The sequence below is a fragment of the Pseudomonas sp. S8 genome, assembly GCF_050473925.1.
In the GTDB taxonomy this organism is placed as follows: Bacteria; Pseudomonadota; Gammaproteobacteria; order Pseudomonadales; family Pseudomonadaceae; genus Aquipseudomonas; species Aquipseudomonas parakoreensis.
On the sequence record NZ_JBFDVZ010000016.1, the window covers coordinates 2,413,609 to 2,430,824 of the forward strand.

General features: G+C 60.2%; 18 protein-coding genes. 2 read left to right on the forward strand and 16 right to left on the reverse strand.

The window, feature by feature from the left end:
- Positions 1 to 4 precede the first annotated feature (4 nt).
- A complete protein-coding gene (locus tag AB1J88_RS11915) occupies positions 5 to 1,210 on the reverse strand; it encodes an acetyl-CoA C-acetyltransferase (RefSeq protein ID WP_108182137.1) in 1,206 nt (401 codons plus the stop codon).
- A 584-nt stretch (positions 1,211 to 1,794) separates the two neighbouring features.
- On the opposite strand from AB1J88_RS11915, the gene AB1J88_RS11920 reads away from it, so the two are divergent.
- A complete protein-coding gene (locus AB1J88_RS11920) occupies positions 1,795 to 2,616 on the forward strand; it encodes a c-type cytochrome (protein WP_430292688.1) in 822 nt (273 codons plus the stop codon).
- Positions 2,617 to 2,737: 121 nt separating this feature from the next.
- Here the strand turns inward: AB1J88_RS11920 and AB1J88_RS11925 are convergent, their stop codons facing one another.
- The 10 genes from AB1J88_RS11925 to AB1J88_RS11970 all read right to left on the reverse strand — a co-directional run bounded on the left by AB1J88_RS11925 (position 2,738) and on the right by AB1J88_RS11970 (position 12,038).
- Positions 2,738 to 3,541, reverse strand: coding sequence for a transglutaminase family protein (locus AB1J88_RS11925; protein ID WP_047292964.1), 804 nt, complete (start codon positions 3,539 to 3,541; stop codon positions 2,738 to 2,740).
- Complete coding sequence (locus tag AB1J88_RS11930) at positions 3,538 to 4,488, reverse strand: alpha-E domain-containing protein (RefSeq protein ID WP_007960702.1); 951 nt, start codon at positions 4,486 to 4,488, stop codon at positions 3,538 to 3,540. Before AB1J88_RS11930 ends, AB1J88_RS11925 begins: the two co-directional genes overlap by 4 nt.
- 12 nt (positions 4,489 to 4,500) lie before the next feature.
- A complete protein-coding gene (locus AB1J88_RS11935; RefSeq protein WP_430291153.1) occupies positions 4,501 to 5,910 on the reverse strand; it encodes a circularly permuted type 2 ATP-grasp protein in 1,410 nt (469 codons plus the stop codon).
- A gap of 534 nt (positions 5,911 to 6,444) precedes the next feature.
- Entirely contained in the window at positions 6,445 to 6,792 is a 348-nt protein-coding gene (locus tag AB1J88_RS11940) for a ribonuclease E inhibitor RraB (RefSeq protein ID WP_041068892.1), read from the reverse strand.
- A gap of 214 nt (positions 6,793 to 7,006) precedes the next feature.
- The gene (locus AB1J88_RS11945) at positions 7,007 to 7,240 is read right to left on the reverse strand and encodes a hypothetical protein (protein ID WP_041068889.1); all 234 of its coding nucleotides are present in this window, start codon (positions 7,238 to 7,240) and stop codon (positions 7,007 to 7,009) included.
- A 289-nt stretch (positions 7,241 to 7,529) separates the two neighbouring features.
- Positions 7,530 to 8,405 (reverse strand): polyamine aminopropyltransferase, encoded by an 876-nt coding sequence (speE, locus tag AB1J88_RS11950; protein ID WP_041068886.1) that lies wholly within the window; start codon positions 8,403 to 8,405, stop codon positions 7,530 to 7,532.
- Positions 8,406 to 8,632: 227 nt separating this feature from the next.
- The gene (locus AB1J88_RS11955; protein WP_007960694.1) at positions 8,633 to 8,824 is read right to left on the reverse strand and encodes a PLDc N-terminal domain-containing protein; all 192 of its coding nucleotides are present in this window, start codon (positions 8,822 to 8,824) and stop codon (positions 8,633 to 8,635) included.
- 71 nt (positions 8,825 to 8,895) lie between these two features.
- Complete coding sequence (locus AB1J88_RS11960) at positions 8,896 to 9,426, reverse strand: hypothetical protein (RefSeq protein ID WP_047292960.1); 531 nt, start codon at positions 9,424 to 9,426, stop codon at positions 8,896 to 8,898.
- Between the two features lie 158 nt (positions 9,427 to 9,584).
- The gene (locus AB1J88_RS11965; protein ID WP_430291154.1) at positions 9,585 to 10,103 is read right to left on the reverse strand and encodes an ankyrin repeat domain-containing protein; all 519 of its coding nucleotides are present in this window, start codon (positions 10,101 to 10,103) and stop codon (positions 9,585 to 9,587) included.
- A gap of 96 nt (positions 10,104 to 10,199) precedes the next feature.
- Complete coding sequence (locus AB1J88_RS11970; RefSeq protein WP_430291155.1) at positions 10,200 to 12,038, reverse strand: long-chain-acyl-CoA synthetase; 1,839 nt, start codon at positions 12,036 to 12,038, stop codon at positions 10,200 to 10,202.
- Between the two features lie 377 nt (positions 12,039 to 12,415).
- On the opposite strand from AB1J88_RS11970, the gene AB1J88_RS11975 reads away from it, so the two are divergent.
- The gene (locus AB1J88_RS11975; RefSeq protein WP_027613327.1) at positions 12,416 to 12,694 is read left to right on the forward strand and encodes a DUF3509 domain-containing protein; all 279 of its coding nucleotides are present in this window, start codon (positions 12,416 to 12,418) and stop codon (positions 12,692 to 12,694) included.
- A 177-nt stretch (positions 12,695 to 12,871) separates the two neighbouring features.
- On the opposite strand, the gene mtnC is transcribed toward AB1J88_RS11975, so the two are convergent.
- From mtnC to aroC, 5 genes are all read right to left on the reverse strand, one after another.
- Positions 12,872 to 13,555, reverse strand: a complete 684-nt coding sequence (gene mtnC, locus AB1J88_RS11980; RefSeq protein ID WP_430291156.1) for an acireductone synthase — start codon at positions 13,553 to 13,555, stop codon at positions 12,872 to 12,874.
- Positions 13,556 to 13,559: 4 nt separating this feature from the next.
- On the reverse strand, positions 13,560 to 14,105 hold the full coding sequence (locus tag AB1J88_RS11985) for a 1,2-dihydroxy-3-keto-5-methylthiopentene dioxygenase (RefSeq protein ID WP_047293056.1): 546 nt from the start codon (positions 14,103 to 14,105) through the stop codon (positions 13,560 to 13,562).
- Positions 14,106 to 14,197: 92 nt separating this feature from the next.
- On the reverse strand, positions 14,198 to 14,824 hold the full coding sequence (locus AB1J88_RS11990; protein ID WP_223008195.1) for a methylthioribulose 1-phosphate dehydratase: 627 nt from the start codon (positions 14,822 to 14,824) through the stop codon (positions 14,198 to 14,200).
- Complete coding sequence (locus AB1J88_RS11995) at positions 14,821 to 15,966, reverse strand: MFS transporter (RefSeq protein ID WP_430291157.1); 1,146 nt, start codon at positions 15,964 to 15,966, stop codon at positions 14,821 to 14,823. Before AB1J88_RS11995 ends, AB1J88_RS11990 begins: the two co-directional genes overlap by 4 nt.
- A gap of 31 nt (positions 15,967 to 15,997) precedes the next feature.
- A complete protein-coding gene (gene aroC, locus AB1J88_RS12000; RefSeq protein WP_041068866.1) occupies positions 15,998 to 17,089 on the reverse strand; it encodes a chorismate synthase in 1,092 nt (363 codons plus the stop codon).
- Positions 17,090 to 17,216 lie beyond the last annotated feature (127 nt).

Below are 17,216 nucleotides of genomic sequence, written 5' to 3' on the forward strand. Positions count from 1 at the left end.
GGGCTCAAAGGCGTTCGATGATGGTGGCAATGCCCATGCCGCCGCCGACGCACAGCGTCGCCAGGCCGTAACGCAGACCCCGGGTTTCCAGCTCATCGAGCAAGGTGCCGAGGATCGCGCAACCGGTTGCGCCCAGCGGATGGCCCATGGCGATCGAGCCGCCGTTGACGTTGACCTTGTCCGGGTCGACCGCCATGTCCTTGATGAACTTGAGCACCACCGAGGCAAACGCTTCGTTGACCTCGAACAGGTCGATGTCTTCCACGCGCAAACCGGCCTTGGCCAGTGCCTTGCGGGTGGCCGGCGCCGGGCCGGTGAGCATGATCGTCGGGTCAGTACTGGTCACCGCCGTGGCGACGATACGCGCCCGAGGCTGCAAACCCAGCGCACGGCCCTTGGCTTCGGAACCGATCAACATCAGCGCCGCACCGTCGACGATCCCGGAGCTGTTGCCCGGCGTGTGTACGTGGTTGATTCGCTCGACGTGGCTGTAAACCCGCAGCGCGGTGGCATCGAAGCCCATCTGGCCGATCATTTCGAAACTTGGCTTGAGTTTGCCCAGGCCTTCCATCGTCGATTCGGCGCGAATGAATTCGTCGTGGTCGAGCAGGATAATGCCGTTCTGGTCCTGCACCGGCACCAACGACTTGTTGAACGAACCGTCGGCCCGGGCACGTGCAGCTTTTTGCTGCGAGTGCAACGCATAGGCATCGACATCCTCACGGCTGAAGCCCTCAAGGGTGGCGATCAGATCCGCGCCAACGCCCTGCGGGGTGAAGTGGCTGTGCAGGTTGGTCTGCGGATCCAGCGCCCAGGCGCCGCCGTCGCTGCCCATCGGCACCCGCGACATCGACTCGACGCCACCGACCACCACCAGGTCTTCGAAACCGGAGCGGACTTTCATCGCGCCGAGATTCACCGCTTCCAGACCGGAGGCGCAGAAGCGGTTGATCTGCACACCGGCGACGCTGACGTCCCAATCCGCCACCTGCACCGAGGTTTTGGCGATATCGGAACCTTGATCGCCAATCGGCGTGACGCAACCGAGTACCACGTCATCGACCTGGCTGGTGTCCAGCGCGGTACGGCTCTGCAGCGCGGTCAACAGCCCCGCGACCAGATTCACCGGTTTGACGCTGTGCAGCGCGCCATCGGCCTTGCCTTTGCCACGGGGCGTACGTAGCGCATCGAAAATCAAAGCTTGGGTCATGACGTCCTCGAACCTGTGCGGTGAGTGAATTTCGTGGTCTCACTGTTGTCCCGCGCCGTCGAGGATTCAATGACCACAGCGCTCAATGATGTTGACGCGCACGCTCAGACGGACGGTCATCCACCCTCAGGTGAACCGGTTCAGGTCGGCGAGTTGTCTAGCAAGCGGTCGGCACAGAAGCTGGCAATACGCCTCATGTCTTTTTTATTGCCAGCAGCAGCAAATACATACGAAATGGATCTAAGCCGCGCGTGACGCGGGCTCTAAGGTAGTACATGTACGTCAGGGTCGTCGGGTTTTGCCGGGGCCGACGTTCTTCTACAGGAAGTGCAGCGTTTGCCGTCATGGATATGCAGGCAAACATCAGGAAATAACAATAAAGGCGGTCAAGCCATGTTCAAACAACCGAAAGTTCGTCAAGCCGGGCTCATTCTTTTCGCCACCACGCTGTTGCTGATTTTGCCGAACCTGACCAAGATCATCGGCTGACTCGCCGGCCGGGTGCATTTCATTGCCATCAACAATGTGACTGGCCCGCTTCCCGGGCCAGCGTGGCTGTGCCAACCTTTGCGCACTCCTACGACATGGACGGCGATCATTTGAAAACGCTCATTATGTTCTGGGCCTTGCTGCTGAGCATGCCCTTGTCTGCCGCACAGCTGGATCTGCAGCTGGGCGCAACCCATCACACCTGGCAGACCGAGGAATTGCTCAAGCACCCTCAGGTACAAACCCTGACCATCAAAAATGATGTGTCTTACAAGAAGGACATGACTTATCGCGCCGTCCCGGTCGCGGCACTGCTCACGGGCATCAAACCGGACGATCATCTGCAAGCGGTGGCGCTGGACGGCTTTGCCGCCGAGCTGAGCGCTGCACCGTTGCTCAATACCAAAGGCGCACGGGCCTGGCTGGCGATCGAAGACCCGGCGCAGCCGTGGCCGCCGCTGTCCGAAGGCAAGCACAGCGCAGGGCCGTTCTATCTGGTATGGACCGACCCGCAGGCCGGCAATATCAGCCCGGAACAATGGCCGTTCCAGGTGGCAAGCATCAAGCGCATGGCGCCAGTGGCCGAACGTTTCCCTGCCCTGTTGCCGGATCCCGCGCTGAAAGCGAATGACCCGGTGAATCAGGGTTTTGCGCTGTTCCAGAAGAACTGCCTGGCCTGCCACCGCTTGAACGGTGCGGGCGATGCGCAGTTCGGGCCGGACCTGAACATTCCGTACAACCCGACCGAGTATTTCGGCGCGGACTTCCTCAAGCGCTACATTCGTGATCCACAGAGTTTGCGCCAGTGGCCACAGGCGAAGATGCCGGGGTTTTCGGCGCAGGTGTTGCCGGAGGGGGATTTGCAGTTACTGATCGGCTATTTGCAGCACATGGCTGGGCGGAAGATCAAGCCATAAGCGTTGCGGTGATATCACCGGCCTCTTCGCTGGCAAGCCAGCTCCCACAGGATTACCGCGGATTCAGAGTCAGCGCAAAACCTGTGGGAGCTGGCTTGCCAGCGATAGCGGTATCCCGGATCTACTGTTGCTGCACGGAAATGACTGGCGTCGGCGACACCAACACCTTCGCATGCATCTGCTCGCTCCCCCCTCCCCGGCGCATGCCGCGCACCGGGCAGGCATCCAGATAATCCAGGCCCACCGCCAGTTTCAGGTGCCGCTCCGGGCGGGCCAATTGGTTGGTTACGTCAAAGCTGTACCAGGCGTCATCCAGCCATGCTTCGGCCCAGGCATGGCTGGCCAGGTGCTCGGCGTCCTCGCTGTACAGATAGCCGGAAACGTAGCGTGACGGGATCCCCAGGCTGCGTGCACAGGCGAGAAAGGCATGAGTGTGGTCCTGGCAAACCCCGGCGCGCCCAGCGAAGGCTTCGGCGGCACTGGTGTCGACTTCGGTGGAGCCCGGCGTGTAGGTCATGTGCTGATTCAAGCCGTGCATCAGATCGATCAGGGCGGTGCGGTCACGTCGCTGCTTGCAGGATTTTTCGGCAAACGTACGCAACGCTTCGTCCGCCTCGGTCAGGCGAGTGAAGCGCAGGAACGGCAGCGCCGACTGACTCTCATGCTCGGCCTCGCGCAACTCGTCGATATCTACCTGGCCGCGGGCGCCGATGATGATCGCTTCGTGCGGTTCATCCATGGTCAGCACATGCAGAATGTTGCCGAACGGATCGAGTTGGGCGCGCACCGGTCGCGGCAGGTCAAGCTGCCAGCTCAATACGTGCTGACGCTCGCTGTCGTGCGGGGTCAGGCGCAGATACTGGATGCTCGCCCGCACCTGATCTTCATAGTGATAGGTGGTCTCGTGGCTAATGGAAAGTCTCATGCAGCCTCCAGGTATGAACTGTGAATCGCGTTGCCCAACTGGCGCACCAGCGGGATGAATTCGGTGAGCCAGGCGTGCAGGCCTTCGGCAAGGATTTCGTTGATGCCGGTGTAGCGCAGACGCGCGTCCATCTCAGCGGCCAGACGTTGCGCCGGACGGCCGTTGGCCCCTGGCAACTGGGCGAGAATCTGGTCGATTTCCTCGGTGCAGGCACGCAACGAACGCGGGACATCGGCGCGCAACAGCAGCAACTCGGCGACATGCCGGGCGCCTGGGGCGTCGCGGTAGATCTCGGTGTAGGCCTCGAAAGACGACAGCGCCCGCAGCAGCGCACTCCATTGATAGTAAGCGTGGGCGGTGCCGTCACTGACGGCCTCGGCCTGATCGCCAGCCATTTCGTAGCGCGCATCGAGCAGGCGCAGCGTGTTGTCTGCACGCTCGATGAAGGTGCCCAGGCGAATGAAGCGGAACGCATCGTTGCGCATGATCGTGCCGTAGGACGCGCCCCGGAACAGGTGCGAGCGCTCCTTGATCCACTCGCAGAAACGGCTCATGCCGTAACGGCTGAGGCCCTGCTCGGCAATGCCGCGAATCTCCAGCCAAGTGGCGTTGATGTTCTCCCACATGTCTGCGGTGATTCGTCCACGCACCGCGTGCGCACTGGCCCGCGCCGCGCCGAGACAGCTGTAGATGCTCGCCGGGTTGGCCGCATCGAGGGCAAAAAAGTGCAGCAGGCGTTCGGCATGCAGTTCGCCGTGACGCTCCAGGTAATCGTCGAGGGTGCCGGTAATCAGCAGCGGCATGGCCAGCTCGTGCAGACCGTCGCCGCGACCGTCCTGCGGCATCAGCGACAGTGAATAACTGACATCGAGCATCCGCGCGAGGTTTTCCGCCCGCTCCAGGTAACGCGACATCCAGTACAGATCCGAGGCAGTTCTACTTAACATGGCAAGCTTCCTTCAATCCTCGACCACCCAGGTGTCCTTGGTTCCGCCACCCTGGGAGGAATTCACCACCAGGGAGCCTTCACGCAGGGCGACACGGGTCAAACCGCCGGGCACGACCCGGGTTTCGCGGCCAGACAGTACAAACGGACGCAGGTCGATATGGCGCGGCGCAATGCCGTTTTCGACAAAGGTCGGACAGGTCGACAGTGACAACGTCGGCTGCGCGATGTACGCGTGGGGTTTGGCTTTGATCCGCTCGCGGAATGCATCGATTTCCGCCGCCGTCGCCGCCGGCCCCACCAGCATTCCGTAACCGCCGGAGCCTTGGGTTTCCTTGACCACCAGATCCGGCAGATTGGCCAGTACATGGGAAAGTTCCGAGGGATTGCGGCACTGCCAGGTCGGCACGTTCTTCAGGATCGGCTCTTCGTCGAGGTAAAAGCGGATCATGTCGGTGACAAACGGGTACACCGACTTGTCGTCCGCCACGCCGGTGCCTATAGCGTTGGCCAGCACCACGTTGCCCGAGCGATAGGAGGACAGCAGTCCCGGTACGCCGAGCATTGAGTCCGGGCGGAACGCCAGCGGGTCGAGGAAAGCGTCGTCGAGACGCCGGTAAATCACGTCCACCGCTTTCGGCCCGTCGGTGGTGCGCATGAAGACCTTGTCGTCACGCACGAACAGATCCGCGCCCTCCACCAGCTCGACGCCCATTTCCCGTGCCAGAAAGGCGTGTTCGAAGAACGCACTGTTGAAGCGCCCCGGCGTCAGTACCACCACGCTCGGGTCGTCGATCGGGCTGGAGCTTTTCAGGGTGTCGAGCAACAGGTTCGGGTAGTGATCGATGGGCGCGATGCGCTGTGCGGCGAACAGCTCCGGAAACAGGCGCATCATCATCTTGCGGTCTTCAAGCATGTAGCTGACGCCGCTCGGGGTACGCAGGTTGTCTTCGAGCACGTAGTAGGTGCCGTCGCCGTCGCGCACCAGATCAACGCCGGAAATATGCGAATAGATATCGCGGTGCAGGTCCAGGCCCTGCATCGCCAACTGGTACTGCTCGTTGGCCAGCACCTGTTCGGCGGGAATGATCCCGGCCTTGATGATGCGCTGCTCGTGATAGAGGTCGGCGAGGAACATGTTCAGCGCCTTGACCCGCTGGATACAGCCGCGCTCGACGATCCGCCACTCGCTGGCGGGAATGCTGCGCGGAATGGTGTCGAACGGAATCAGGCGCTCGGTGCCTTGCTCGTCGCCATAGAGCGTGAAGGTGATCCCGGCCCGGTGGAACAGCAGGTCGGCCTCGCGCCGCCGTTGCGCCAGCAACTCGTCAGGCGTTTCGGCAAGCCAGCGGGCGAACTCCCGGTAATGCGGGCGAACCTGGCCGCCGGCATCGTACATTTCATCAAAATAGGTGCGGATCATGCCGTACTCCTTGTCACCCGGACCTACAGGCCTTCGCAAGGCCCGTGCCATCGGCATAAACGCTTTGATTTCAATCGGTTGGATAATCAAGCCGCAAGCACCGCACCATTCCTGTGCGGCAAATGCTCCAACAGGATTGCCCCCGCTTCATTGCGACGCACTGCATCGCCTATCACCAGCATAGTCAGAGTTGATTTCACTGCTTGCGCCGGGCTGCGGATAATCGGCGCATTCGCTGAAAACTTCCCCACTGAAGACTTCAGCTCCACTGATCCGGACTGCCCACGCAGTCCCCGCAGGCCGTAACCCTGACCGGTTTCCTCTCCTTATCGGTCTTCCCTTTTAGCCACCCTCTCCGGTGGCTTTTTTTTGCCTTTCTGAAATGTTTTGAAAGTAAAAAGCAAAAGATCGCAGCCTCCAGCAGCTCCTGCAGGTGATTGGTGCAGAAGCTGCCGGAGGCTGCGATCTTTTGATCTTGAAAACGACAACGGCCAACCCGAAGGTCAGCCGTTGCTCAATACCTGAAACCAGAGATCAGTTCAGACGATGGCGGTTGCGTACCTCCTGCTTGACGCCCCAGCCTTCGATGATGCCGCCCAGCGGCTCGACCACGGCAGAAAAGCCCTGCTCGAAATCGCCAATGTCGTCATAGGTCGCGTGCATCACTTTGCTCAGTTCCAGTGACCAGGCGCCATCTTCGCGCGCACTGACCTGGGCATTGATGGATTCACCACGAAATTTGCCAGCCGCCCTGCGCGCCCGCTCCTCGTCCGGGAAAATGGCGTAGAACTCGATGGGATGGAACCGGGAAAAGTCGAAACCGCCTTCTTTCATGCGGCGCAGTACGTTGCTGCTGATGTCTTCTTGATAGGCTGTGCTCATGAAACGTCCCCCTCGGATAGATGGATAGACTTTCCGTATTCCCGCCCCGGGCCTTACAGGCCAGAAGTACATCGGCAAACCGGTTGCCGGCGGGAAACAAGCATGTAGCTGACAAGACCAGACCTTAGCGATTCGTTCGCTGATCTCGCTTGCAGAGTAGCCCCAAGATAGAGCTGCTGCCAAGGCCTGGTTGTTGCGGATGAAAGGAAGATTTTCAGATTGGAGTGATGCTGCGGATCTTGATGCTGTTCTGCGTTTCGAGGCTTTTGACGCCAGCATCAGGGGTTCGCCCTTCCAGATCGTTCAGATCCAGTTTGGCGGCCACCGGCAGGAGCCGTTCCTTGATCAGGCGTGCAGCCTCGTCGTCACTGGGGCATTCCGCGCGCTCGAACACCTCATCGACAATTTCACCATGATCGTCCACGAAAGTGACTTTCCACTTTTGCATCGGTGCCTCCTCGATCAAACCCGCAAATGGGCTTACTACTATCTCGACTTTTGGCGAGATTGATCGTTCAAAAGGATTGCGGCGCACGAACATGAAAAAAAATTAACCGATGGGGAAACAGGCTTGTGTGGCGAGGGGATTCATCCCCGATGGGCGCGAAGCGTCCCTGAATTCAGCGAACGCATAGTGTCAGTTCCAAGGCGTCTGCCGATTTTACGACTGCTGCGCAGCCGGTCGGGGATAAATCCCCTCACCACAGGGGATCTATCACCGATCCGGGAATAGTGCGTCAGTCGTTGCTTGGCTTGTTGATCGCCTGCAGCACGTACTGTGGCAGCGCGAACGCGCCGATGTGGATTTCCGGGTTGTAGTAGCGGGTGACGATGCCGCTGCCGATGAAGCGCTGCTGCAAGGTTTCACGGCTCAGCTTGCGGTAGGCCGGGTTGGTCGAGCCCCAGGCGAAGGTCATCGAACCGCCAATGTAGGTCGGCACGGCCGCTTGATAGAAGTGCCAGTCCGGGAACAGGCTGCGCAGGCGACCGGCGGTGGTTTTGACTTCATCGATCTGCATGAACGGCGTGCCGTTCTGGGTCACGAGGATCCCGCCTTCGTTCAGGCAACGGTGACAGGCCTGGTAGAAGTTCTCCGAGAACAGCACTTCGCCCGGACCGATCGGGTCGGTGGAGTCGGAGATGATCACGTCGAATTTTTCTGTGGTGGTGGCGACGAAACGCATGCCGTCGTCGATCACCAGATTCAGGCGTGGATCGTCATAGGCGCCCTTGGAGTGGTTTGGCAGGAATTCCTTGCACATGTCGACCACGGTGCCGTCGATCTCGACCATGGTGATGTGCTCGACGCTGGCGTGCTTGGTCACTTCGCGCAGCATGCCACCGTCACCGCCGCCGATGATCAGCACGCGCTTGGCAGTGCCGTGGGCGAGGATCGGCACGTGGGTGAGCATTTCGTGGTAGATGAATTCGTCGGCTTCGGTGGTCTGGATCACACCGTCCAGCGCCATCACCCGCCCCATGCGCGGGTTCTGGAAGATCACCAGGTGTTGATGTTCGGTGCGCACTTCGTGCAGCAGTTTTTCCATGCGAAAACGCTGGCCGTAGCCTTCGTAGAGGGTTTCCAGGTACTCGCTGGTCTTGGTGACGGTCATGGTCAAGTGCTCCGATGAATGCGCGGGCGTCGATCGTGGGGGACGATTGCCCGGGAAAGGCGCGCATTCTACGTTGCCGAAGATGACAGGTCGAACCTCTGTTTATCGACAATCCACAATCCATGTAGGAGCTGCCGAAGGCTGCGATCTTTTGATCTCTGTTTTAAAAAAACAAAGTCAAAAGATCGCAGCCTTCGGCAGCTCCTACAGGGGTATTACAGTGTTCTTCAGACCCGCACATTGCCCCGTGGCCCGGCAATCGCCCAGATGATCAGGCCCAGCACCGGCAGGAGGATAATCAGCAGGACCCAGAGGATTTTCATCCCGGTCTCGGCACCGCTTTTCAGTACGTTGATAATGGCCCAGATGTCGAGGGCAAGAATGATCAGGCCAATCAGCCCGTTGAACGTGGAACCCATGGTGTCACTCCAGATTAGTGGCATGCACTTTTAGGATAGACGGTCGCGCGCAGGGTTCCCTTTTATTGCGTTCAGACGTGAACGGCGACTTTCAGCGCTTCCAGGGACGGCGCCGCCGCGATGCCGACTTCGGCACACAGCTCCAGCACTCGTGGCACGTCGTTGCCGTAGACCAGCACCACTTGCAGCTCGTCATCGAGCAGCTGACTGAAGTTCATCAGCGTGTAACCGCCGTTTTCCTTGTTCAGGCTGCTCATCTGCACCTGAATGCGGTTGAGTGCGGTCAGTGCCTCGGTCTTGGCCAGTTGCTTGGGCTTGAGGTTGAATTCGACGCCCGGGCCAAACGAGGCGACGATCTGCGCGAACAGGTCAACGTAGGTGTCGGCCTGGAACAGCACGGTGTCCGGCAGGCTGCCGACCACCACCCACTCCCCCAGCGGAATCGGGAAGGTGTCGTCGTAGTTGATGTCCGGGTTGGCCGCGAGGAACGCATCGGCATCGGCGTAGGCCTGCGCCGCTTCGTCGGCCACGTTCAGGATCTCGTCCTCGCCCATGCAGCCGGAGCTGATTTTGCTGATGAGTTCGACGAGTGCGGCTTTCATGACGGCGGATCCTGTGGAAGGTTGAATTTGAGGGCGCGGAGGATAGCGCACAAAGCAAAAGATCGCAGCCTGCGGCAGCTCCTACAAGTTCCGCGCCCATTTGGCGAACGAATGTGAGACCTGTAGGAGCTGCCGCAGGCTGCGATCTTTTGACCTTATCAGCCCAACAGTTTTTCCAGCTGCGCCGTGGTATCGACTGCGCCCATGGTGCGGGCTGCATCCAGCGCGGTGATACCATTGGCATCTTTGGCTTGCGGATCCGCGCCTTTGCCGATCAGGTAATCGACGATTTCAACGCGGTTGAACATCGCCGCCATCATCAACGCCGTGCGCCCGTCAAAGGACGAACCTTCGATCTCGGCACCCGCTTCCACCAGCGCCTTGACCACCGCCAGATCGCCTTTGAACGCGGCACCGGCAATCGGGCTCTGGCCGTTGCCGTTGCGCATTTCCGGGTCGGCCTTGTGCTTGAGCAGCACCTGCACCGCGTCGACGTGGCCGTAGTAACTGGCGAGCATCAAGAGCGTGTCGCCCTTGCTGTTTTTCAGGTTCACCGGCAAACCGGCGCTGATCAGCCGATCAAGCATCAGCGCATCACCTTCGCGCGCCTTGTTGAAAACCTGCTCGGTGAATTCGGCAGCTTCTTCAGGGGTCATCTGGCGGCTTTGGTCAGACATGGGCAACTCCACTTTCGGTTATTCGCAAAGCCGACAGTTTCCCGAGCGCGACGATAGCTGTCACCCCCTTTTTCTCAAGTCCGGCCATAGTCAATCTCAATAGCGGTACTTGCCCTGATGAATATCGGTCAGCACCTGATCCGTCACCTGCACGTAAGTCTGAGTGCCGGGCAACCAGGCATAGATTGGGTCATCCCCCGTCTGGGCGGGGTCGAAGCCCTCGTTTTTCAAACGGGTCTTCTGGTATTTGAACGTCCCGGTGGTTTCCATTTTCACCTTCACCCGCAGGAACAGCGGCACCGCATAGGCCGGCATGCGCTGACGGGCGAATGCGAGCAATTCAGTGAAATCCAGGGTCGCCAGTGACTCGGCGGGCGTAATGGCGGCCATCCCGGCGCGACCGTTGGTGTTGCGCACTTCCACACCGTAGGCCACCGCCTCGGAAATGTGCGGATGCTGCAACAACAGGTTTTCCACTTCCGTGGTCGAGACGTTTTCGCCCTTCCAGCGGTAGGTATCGCCGAGGCGATCGACAAACTGCGCATGGCCGAAACCGATATTGCGCAGCAAGTCGCCGGTATTGAAGAAGCGGTCGCCCTTGCTGAACACATCGTGCAGCACCACTTTGGCAGTTTTCTCTGGGTCGGTGTAGCCGTCCAGCGGGGCCTTTTCGTCGATCCGTGCCAGCAGCAAGCCCTGCTCGCCCTTGCCGACCTTGCGCATGAAGCCGTTGGCGCTGCGCAGCGGCTGCCCGCTGTCGTGGTCGTATGCCACCAGTTCCCAGGCCATCAGCGAGAAACCAATGGTGTTGTCGAAGTTGAGAATGTTGCTGAAGCCGATATTGCCGTCACTCGCCGCGTACAGCTCGCAGATGTGCTCGACGGCAAACCGGGTCTTGAACTCGGCCCAGGCGCCGGGACGCAAGCCGTTGCCGATCATCTTGCGCACGGCGTGACGGCTGTCATCGGCGCTGGGCGGCTGATCGACCAGATAGCGGCACAATTCGCCGACATACCCGAGGGTGGTCGCGTTATAGCGACGCACGTCCGGCCAGAACTGGCTGGCGCTGAACTTGCGGCGGATGGCGAACCCGGAAGCACCGTTGATCGCCGAGCCCCAGCACACGCAGAGCCCCGTGGCGTGGTACAGCGGCAAAGTGCAATAGACGACGTCGTCGGGCGTCATGTTCAGGGCGATCATGCCGAAGCTGGCCGAACTGCGCATCCAGCGACCGTGCTTGAACACCCCGGCCTTGGGCAGGCCGGTGGTGCCGGAGGTGTAGATGTAAAAACACGGATCGTTGAAGAACACTTCGCCGCTGCTGGGCGGATTGTCACCGGACGCATCGGCACTGGCACTGATCAGGTTGAGGTAGCCATCGGGCGCAATGCCCGGGTGGCTGTAGGTGTCGCGGTCAGCGATAAACCAGGTGCGCTGCGCCGGGATCGACACCTGCTCGCGGATCGCGGCAAACGCCGACTGCAGTTCTTCACCGAGCAAGATCGCCACTGGCGCCACCAGATTGATGCTGTGAATCAGCGTATCGCGAGTCTGCGAGGTGTTGAGCAATGCGCTAACGGCACCGAGCTTGGCCAGCGCCAGAATGGCCACCAGCAGTTCCGGGCGGTTTTCGATGAACACCGCGACCACATCGCCCTTGCCGATGCCCTGCGCACTCAAATAGTGGGCGATGCGATTGGCCCATTGGTTGACCTGCGCGTAGGTCAGCAAGACGTTGTCCTGCAGGATCGCCAGGCCTTCAGGGTTACGCAGGGTTGCCTGCTCGAAGGTCCAGCCGAGGCCACACGTTTGGGTCGGATCCGTGACGTTGGCGACTTTCATGCCCTTGACCACCCGCGGGATGGCTTTGGCGATTGTCGGCAGTTTGCGGAGCATCATGCTCCAGGTAATCGTGTCGCTCGGCGCGTGACTCATGGCAGTTCCCCGTTCGACCTGGCTGGCCGGTTTCTTATTGTTCGGGCCGTGGCATGACCTGCGTTGCGGGCAAGGTCGGGATCGAAAATACGACAGCGCTTCTCAAGCTGTACACGCGGTTTTTGCAATGTTTTGTATCCGCCCGCTCATGCCTGGCAGCGGAGATTGCGCCTTTGCCATTTGGTTCCGTCCAACTGAAGAGAATCCCGCAAAATGCAGGATGCACGATGGCCATTCATGCAGTTTGCACGACCCGTGCAAATTTCATTATTTTTAAACCATTGATTTTAAAGGATTTTTTATTTTTCAAATGCTGGCACAATCACTGCAATCTCCTCTGCATGCTTGCCCTTCAAGTGCATACGGAGCTGAAAGACATGAGCCTGATTCAAGAAAAATTTACCTCCCTGTTCTCCAACTTCAACGTCACCACTGCACCGCGTCCTGATGGCGGGATTTTGCTGACCTTGCGCAGCAGCGAAGGCAAAGTGTTCAAGCGCGCCTTGACCTACCAGCAAATGCACAACGCCGACCAACTGTCGTGGGCAATCAGCGCCATCCGTCGTGACCTGGCAGAAGAAGCCAGTGAACTGCCGCAGATTGCAATGCTGCAAAGCCAGCAGCGTTTTGCCCTGCCGACGTATCACTCGCTGTAAAAATGTAAACGCATTAAACAAAAAAGGCCGTGAAGCATCTGCTCCACGGCCTTTTGTTTGTACGCAATTCTTATGTAGGAGCTGCCGAAGGCTGCGATCTTTTGATCTTGATCTTTAATACCAAATCAAGATCAAAAGATCGCAGCCTTCGGCAGCTCCTACAGGGATTGTGTGTGGTTAGAAGGCTTCGGGTTCGATGCCGGTGAAGCTGTCGACGGTGATATGGCTTCCCAGCTCCCCACCCTCGCGAGCCAGGCCGCAGGTCTGCAAACCGGCAGCCTGCGCGGCATCCAGTTCCTCGACGATATCCGACAGAAACAGAATCTCCCCCGGCTCGACGCCAATTGCCTGTTGGATGTTGCGATAGGACTGTTCTTCGCGTTTGGGCCCCGAGGTGGTGTCGAAATACCCGCTGAACAACGGCGTCAGATCCCCCGCCTCGGAACAACCAAAGATCAGCTTCTGCGCCTGGATCGAACCGGACGAATACACAAACAGCTGATAACCGGCCTGATGCCAGCGCTTGAGCGCTTCAACGGCGTCCGGGTAAACGTGGCCTTTCAACTGCCCGGCTTGATAGCCCTGCGCCCAGACCATGCCTTGCAGCGCTTTGAGCGGCGTGGCCTTGCGGTCTTCGGCGATCCAGCTCAGGAGGATTTCCACCACCCGTTCAACATCGGCCTGCGGCTCGTTGTTGTCACGGCGCACGGCGTCGAGTTGCTCGGCAACATCGGCGCGCTCGGCATTCTGCCGCACGAAGTCCGGCAGGTGTCTGGCGGCATACGGGAACAGCACGTCGAAGACGAAACTCACCGCACTGGTGGTGCCTTCAATGTCGGTGAGGATGACTTTGATCGACATCGGCTCAGTCCTCCAGACGCGGGAAGCGCCCGGCGATGTCTTCGCCGGTGAAGTTGGCGACCCAGCCTTCGGGGTTGTTGAACAGGCGAATCGCCACGAAGTGCGGGTGCTCGCCCATGTCGAACCAGTGCTTGGTACCGGCCGGCACCGAGATCAGGTCGTTCTTCTCGCACAACACCGCGTAGACATAATCGTCGATGTGCAGGGTAAACAGGCCACGACCGGCAACGAAAAAGCGCACTTCGTCCTCGCCATGGCGGTGTTCTTCAAGGAACTTGGCGCGCAGCTCGGCTTTTTGCGGGTGATCGCTGTTGAGGCTGATCACATCGACGGTGATGTAACCGCGCTCGGTCATCAGCTTGTCGATCTGCTCCTGATAGGCGCTGATCACCTCTTCCTGGCTGGCACCGGGCTGGATCTTCGTCGCGGCTTGCCAGCGGTCGAAGCGTACGCCCTGCTCGGCGAGCGTCGAGGCGATGTCTTCGAAATGGGTCAGCACCTTGTTCGGAATCTCGGGGCTGGATACGTGATAAACGGACAGGCTGCTCATGGGCAATTCCTCGGTAACGGCCTTGCCGTCCGGTTCTTGCAGACCGGTCGGGCAGTGCATTTGATCAGGCAAATGGGCGGCTTCGGGTGAAGTCAGCCTTGGCGGTTCATGACGCTGCGGGTTTTCAACTCGCATTCAAACAGAAATTCAAAAGCCTCGATCTGCCGCAGGGCATCGCTCATCTGCGCACCCCAGGTGTAGAGGCCGTGGCCGCGAATCAGGTAACCGACGCAATCGGGATGGGCGTCGAGCCAAGGCTGCACCTTGGCGGCGAGGCGCGCAATGTCCTGATCGTTGTCGAAGATCGGCACGCGCACCCGGGATTCGTGGGTGGAGATGCCGCTGAAGGCTTTTTGCAGTTCGTAGTCTTCGAACTCGATAAAGTCTTGCGGTGTCAGCCGCGACAGGACCGTGGCGTTCACCGAGTGGGTGTGCAGCACCGCACCGATCTCCGCACGCCAGCTATAGAGCTGGGTGTGCAGCAGGGTTTCGGCGGACGGTTTTTTGCCCGGTTCCAGGCTGTTGCCGGACAAATCAGTGGCGAGCACGTCATCCAGCCCTAACTGGCCCTTGTGCTTGCCCGACACGGTCAGCAACGCTTGGCTCGGCGACAGGCGCGTCGAGTAATTGCTGCTGGTGGCCGGCGACCAGCCGCGACCATAAAGAAAACGCCCGGCGTCGACGATCTGCTGGGCGAGCTGTTCACGCGTAAGGCTCATGGCCTGTCCTCTTGCATACGTGTGGCAATGATAACGGCAGCAGCGAGCGCCGCGAGACTGGCAATACTAAAGGTCAATGTCGCACCGAGGGCATTCCAGCTGTAACCGGAATACAACGCGCCCAGCGCGCCACCGGTGCCGGCCAGCGCCGCGTACAACGCCTGACCCTGACCTTGCTGACGCGCACCGAAGCTACGTTGCACGAACGCGATGGCAGCCGCATGAAAGCTGCCGAAGGTCGCCGCGTGCAGCACCTGGGCCAACAACAGTACCCAGAGGAATTCGGCGAACGAACCTAGCAGCAACCAGCGCAGCGCCGCCAGCAGAAAACTCGCCATCAGCACCCGACGCAATGAAAAGCGCACGAGAATCCGGCTCATCGCCATGAACATCAGCACCTCGGCGACCACGCCCACGGCCCAGAGCATGCCGATTGTGCCGCGTGTGTAACCGAGGCGTTCAAGGTGCAAGGTCAGAAACGTGTAATACGGGCCGTGGCTCATCTGCATCAGCGCGACGCAGGCGTAAAACGCGAGCACACCAGGGTTGCGCAGCTGCTTGAGGAAACCTTCGCCGCTTGGCCGGTTACCTTGCGGGGGTTGCGCGTTCGGCACCCACAGGCTGCTGAGGACGATGCCGGCCATGATCAGCACCAGCGCGGCCGGGTAGATATCGAGACTGAGCCATTCGAACAAGCGCCCCAGCGCGACCACGGTGATGATGAAACCGATCGAACCCCACAGGCGAATCTGGCTGTAGCGCGAGGTTTGTCCCTGCAAATGCGCGAGGGTGATGACTTCGAATTGCGGCAATACCGCATGCCAGAAGAACGCATGCAGCGCCATGACCATCGCCAGCCAGGCGTAGGTCTTGCTGGCGAAAATCAGCGAGAACGTCAGCAGCGTGCACACTGCGCCGAAGCGCACGATGGCCAGGCGTTTGCCGGTGTAGTCACCGAGCCAGCCCCAGATGTTCGGCGCCACGCAGCGCATCAGCATCGGGATCGCCACCAGCTCGCCGATGCGCGCAGGGCTGAAGCCGAGATGATCGAAGTACAGCGCCAGAAACGGCGCTGTCGAACCGAGCAAGGCGAAATAGAACAGATAGAAACTGGACAGCCGCCAGTACGGAAGCGCCGCCACGGTCAGGCCGCGACGGCTTGGCGATCAACCATCAAAGCTGACCCAGCACCGGGGTGCTGACGCGCACGTCGGCGTTCTGCCCACGGTGACGCAGCAGGTGGTCCATCAACACGATGGCCATCATCGCTTCGGCAATCGGCGTGGCGCGGATGCCGACGCACGGGTCATGGCGGCCCTTGGTAATCACGTCCACCGGGTTGCCGTGAATGTCGATCGAACGGCCCGGGGTGGTGATGCTCGACGTTGGCTTCAACGCCAAATGAGCCACAATCGGCTGACCGGACGAGATCCCGCCAAGAATGCCGCCAGCGTTGTTGCTGAGGAAACCTTCCGGGGTCAGTTCATCACGATGCTCGGTGCCGCGCTGAGCGACGCAGGCGAAACCGGCGCCGATTTCCACGCCTTTCACCGCGTTGATGCTCATCAGCGCGTGCGCCAGTTCAGCGTCGAGGCGATCGAAAATCGGCTCGCCCAGGCCCGGCATCACGCCCTCCGCAACCACGGTGATCTTCGCCCCGACCGAGTCCTGGTCGCGGCGCAACTGGTCCATGTAAGCTTCCAGCTCCGGCACCTTGTCCGGATCCGGGCTGAAGAACGCGTTCTGTTCCACCGAATCCCAGGTCTTGAACGGGATTTCGATCGGGCCGAGCTGGCTCATGTAGCCACGGATGACAATGCCTTGGGTGGCGAGGAATTTCTTCGCAATCGCCCCGGCCGCCACGCGCATGGCGGTTTCGCGCGCCGAGCTGCGTCCGCCGCCGCGATAATCGCGCTCGCCGTATTTGTGGTGGTAGGTGTAGTCGGCGTGCGCCGGGCGGAACAGATCCTTGATCGCCGAGTAGTCCTTGGACTTCTGGTCGGTGTTGCGGATCAGCAGGCCGATCGAGCAACCGGTGGTGCGCCCTTCGAACACGCCGGAGAGGATTTCGACTTCGTCGGCTTCCTGACGCTGGGTGGTGTGGCGGCTGGTGCCCGGCTTGCGTCGATCGAGGTCGCGCTGCAGGTCTTCGAGGGAGATCTCCAGGCCCGGCGGGCAGCCGTCGACAATGGCGACCAACGCCGGACCATGGCTCTCGCCAGCGGTGGTGACAGTGAACAACTTGCCGTAGGTATTGCCGGACATGCAGGACGCTCCGTGAAATCAAACCCGAATTCGTGATGCGCGCCAGTATACGCAGGCTAACCGAGTAGTTCATCCTCGAACCTTAGTGGTGTTGGTGAGTCCAACCGGCACCTTGGCGAATGATGGC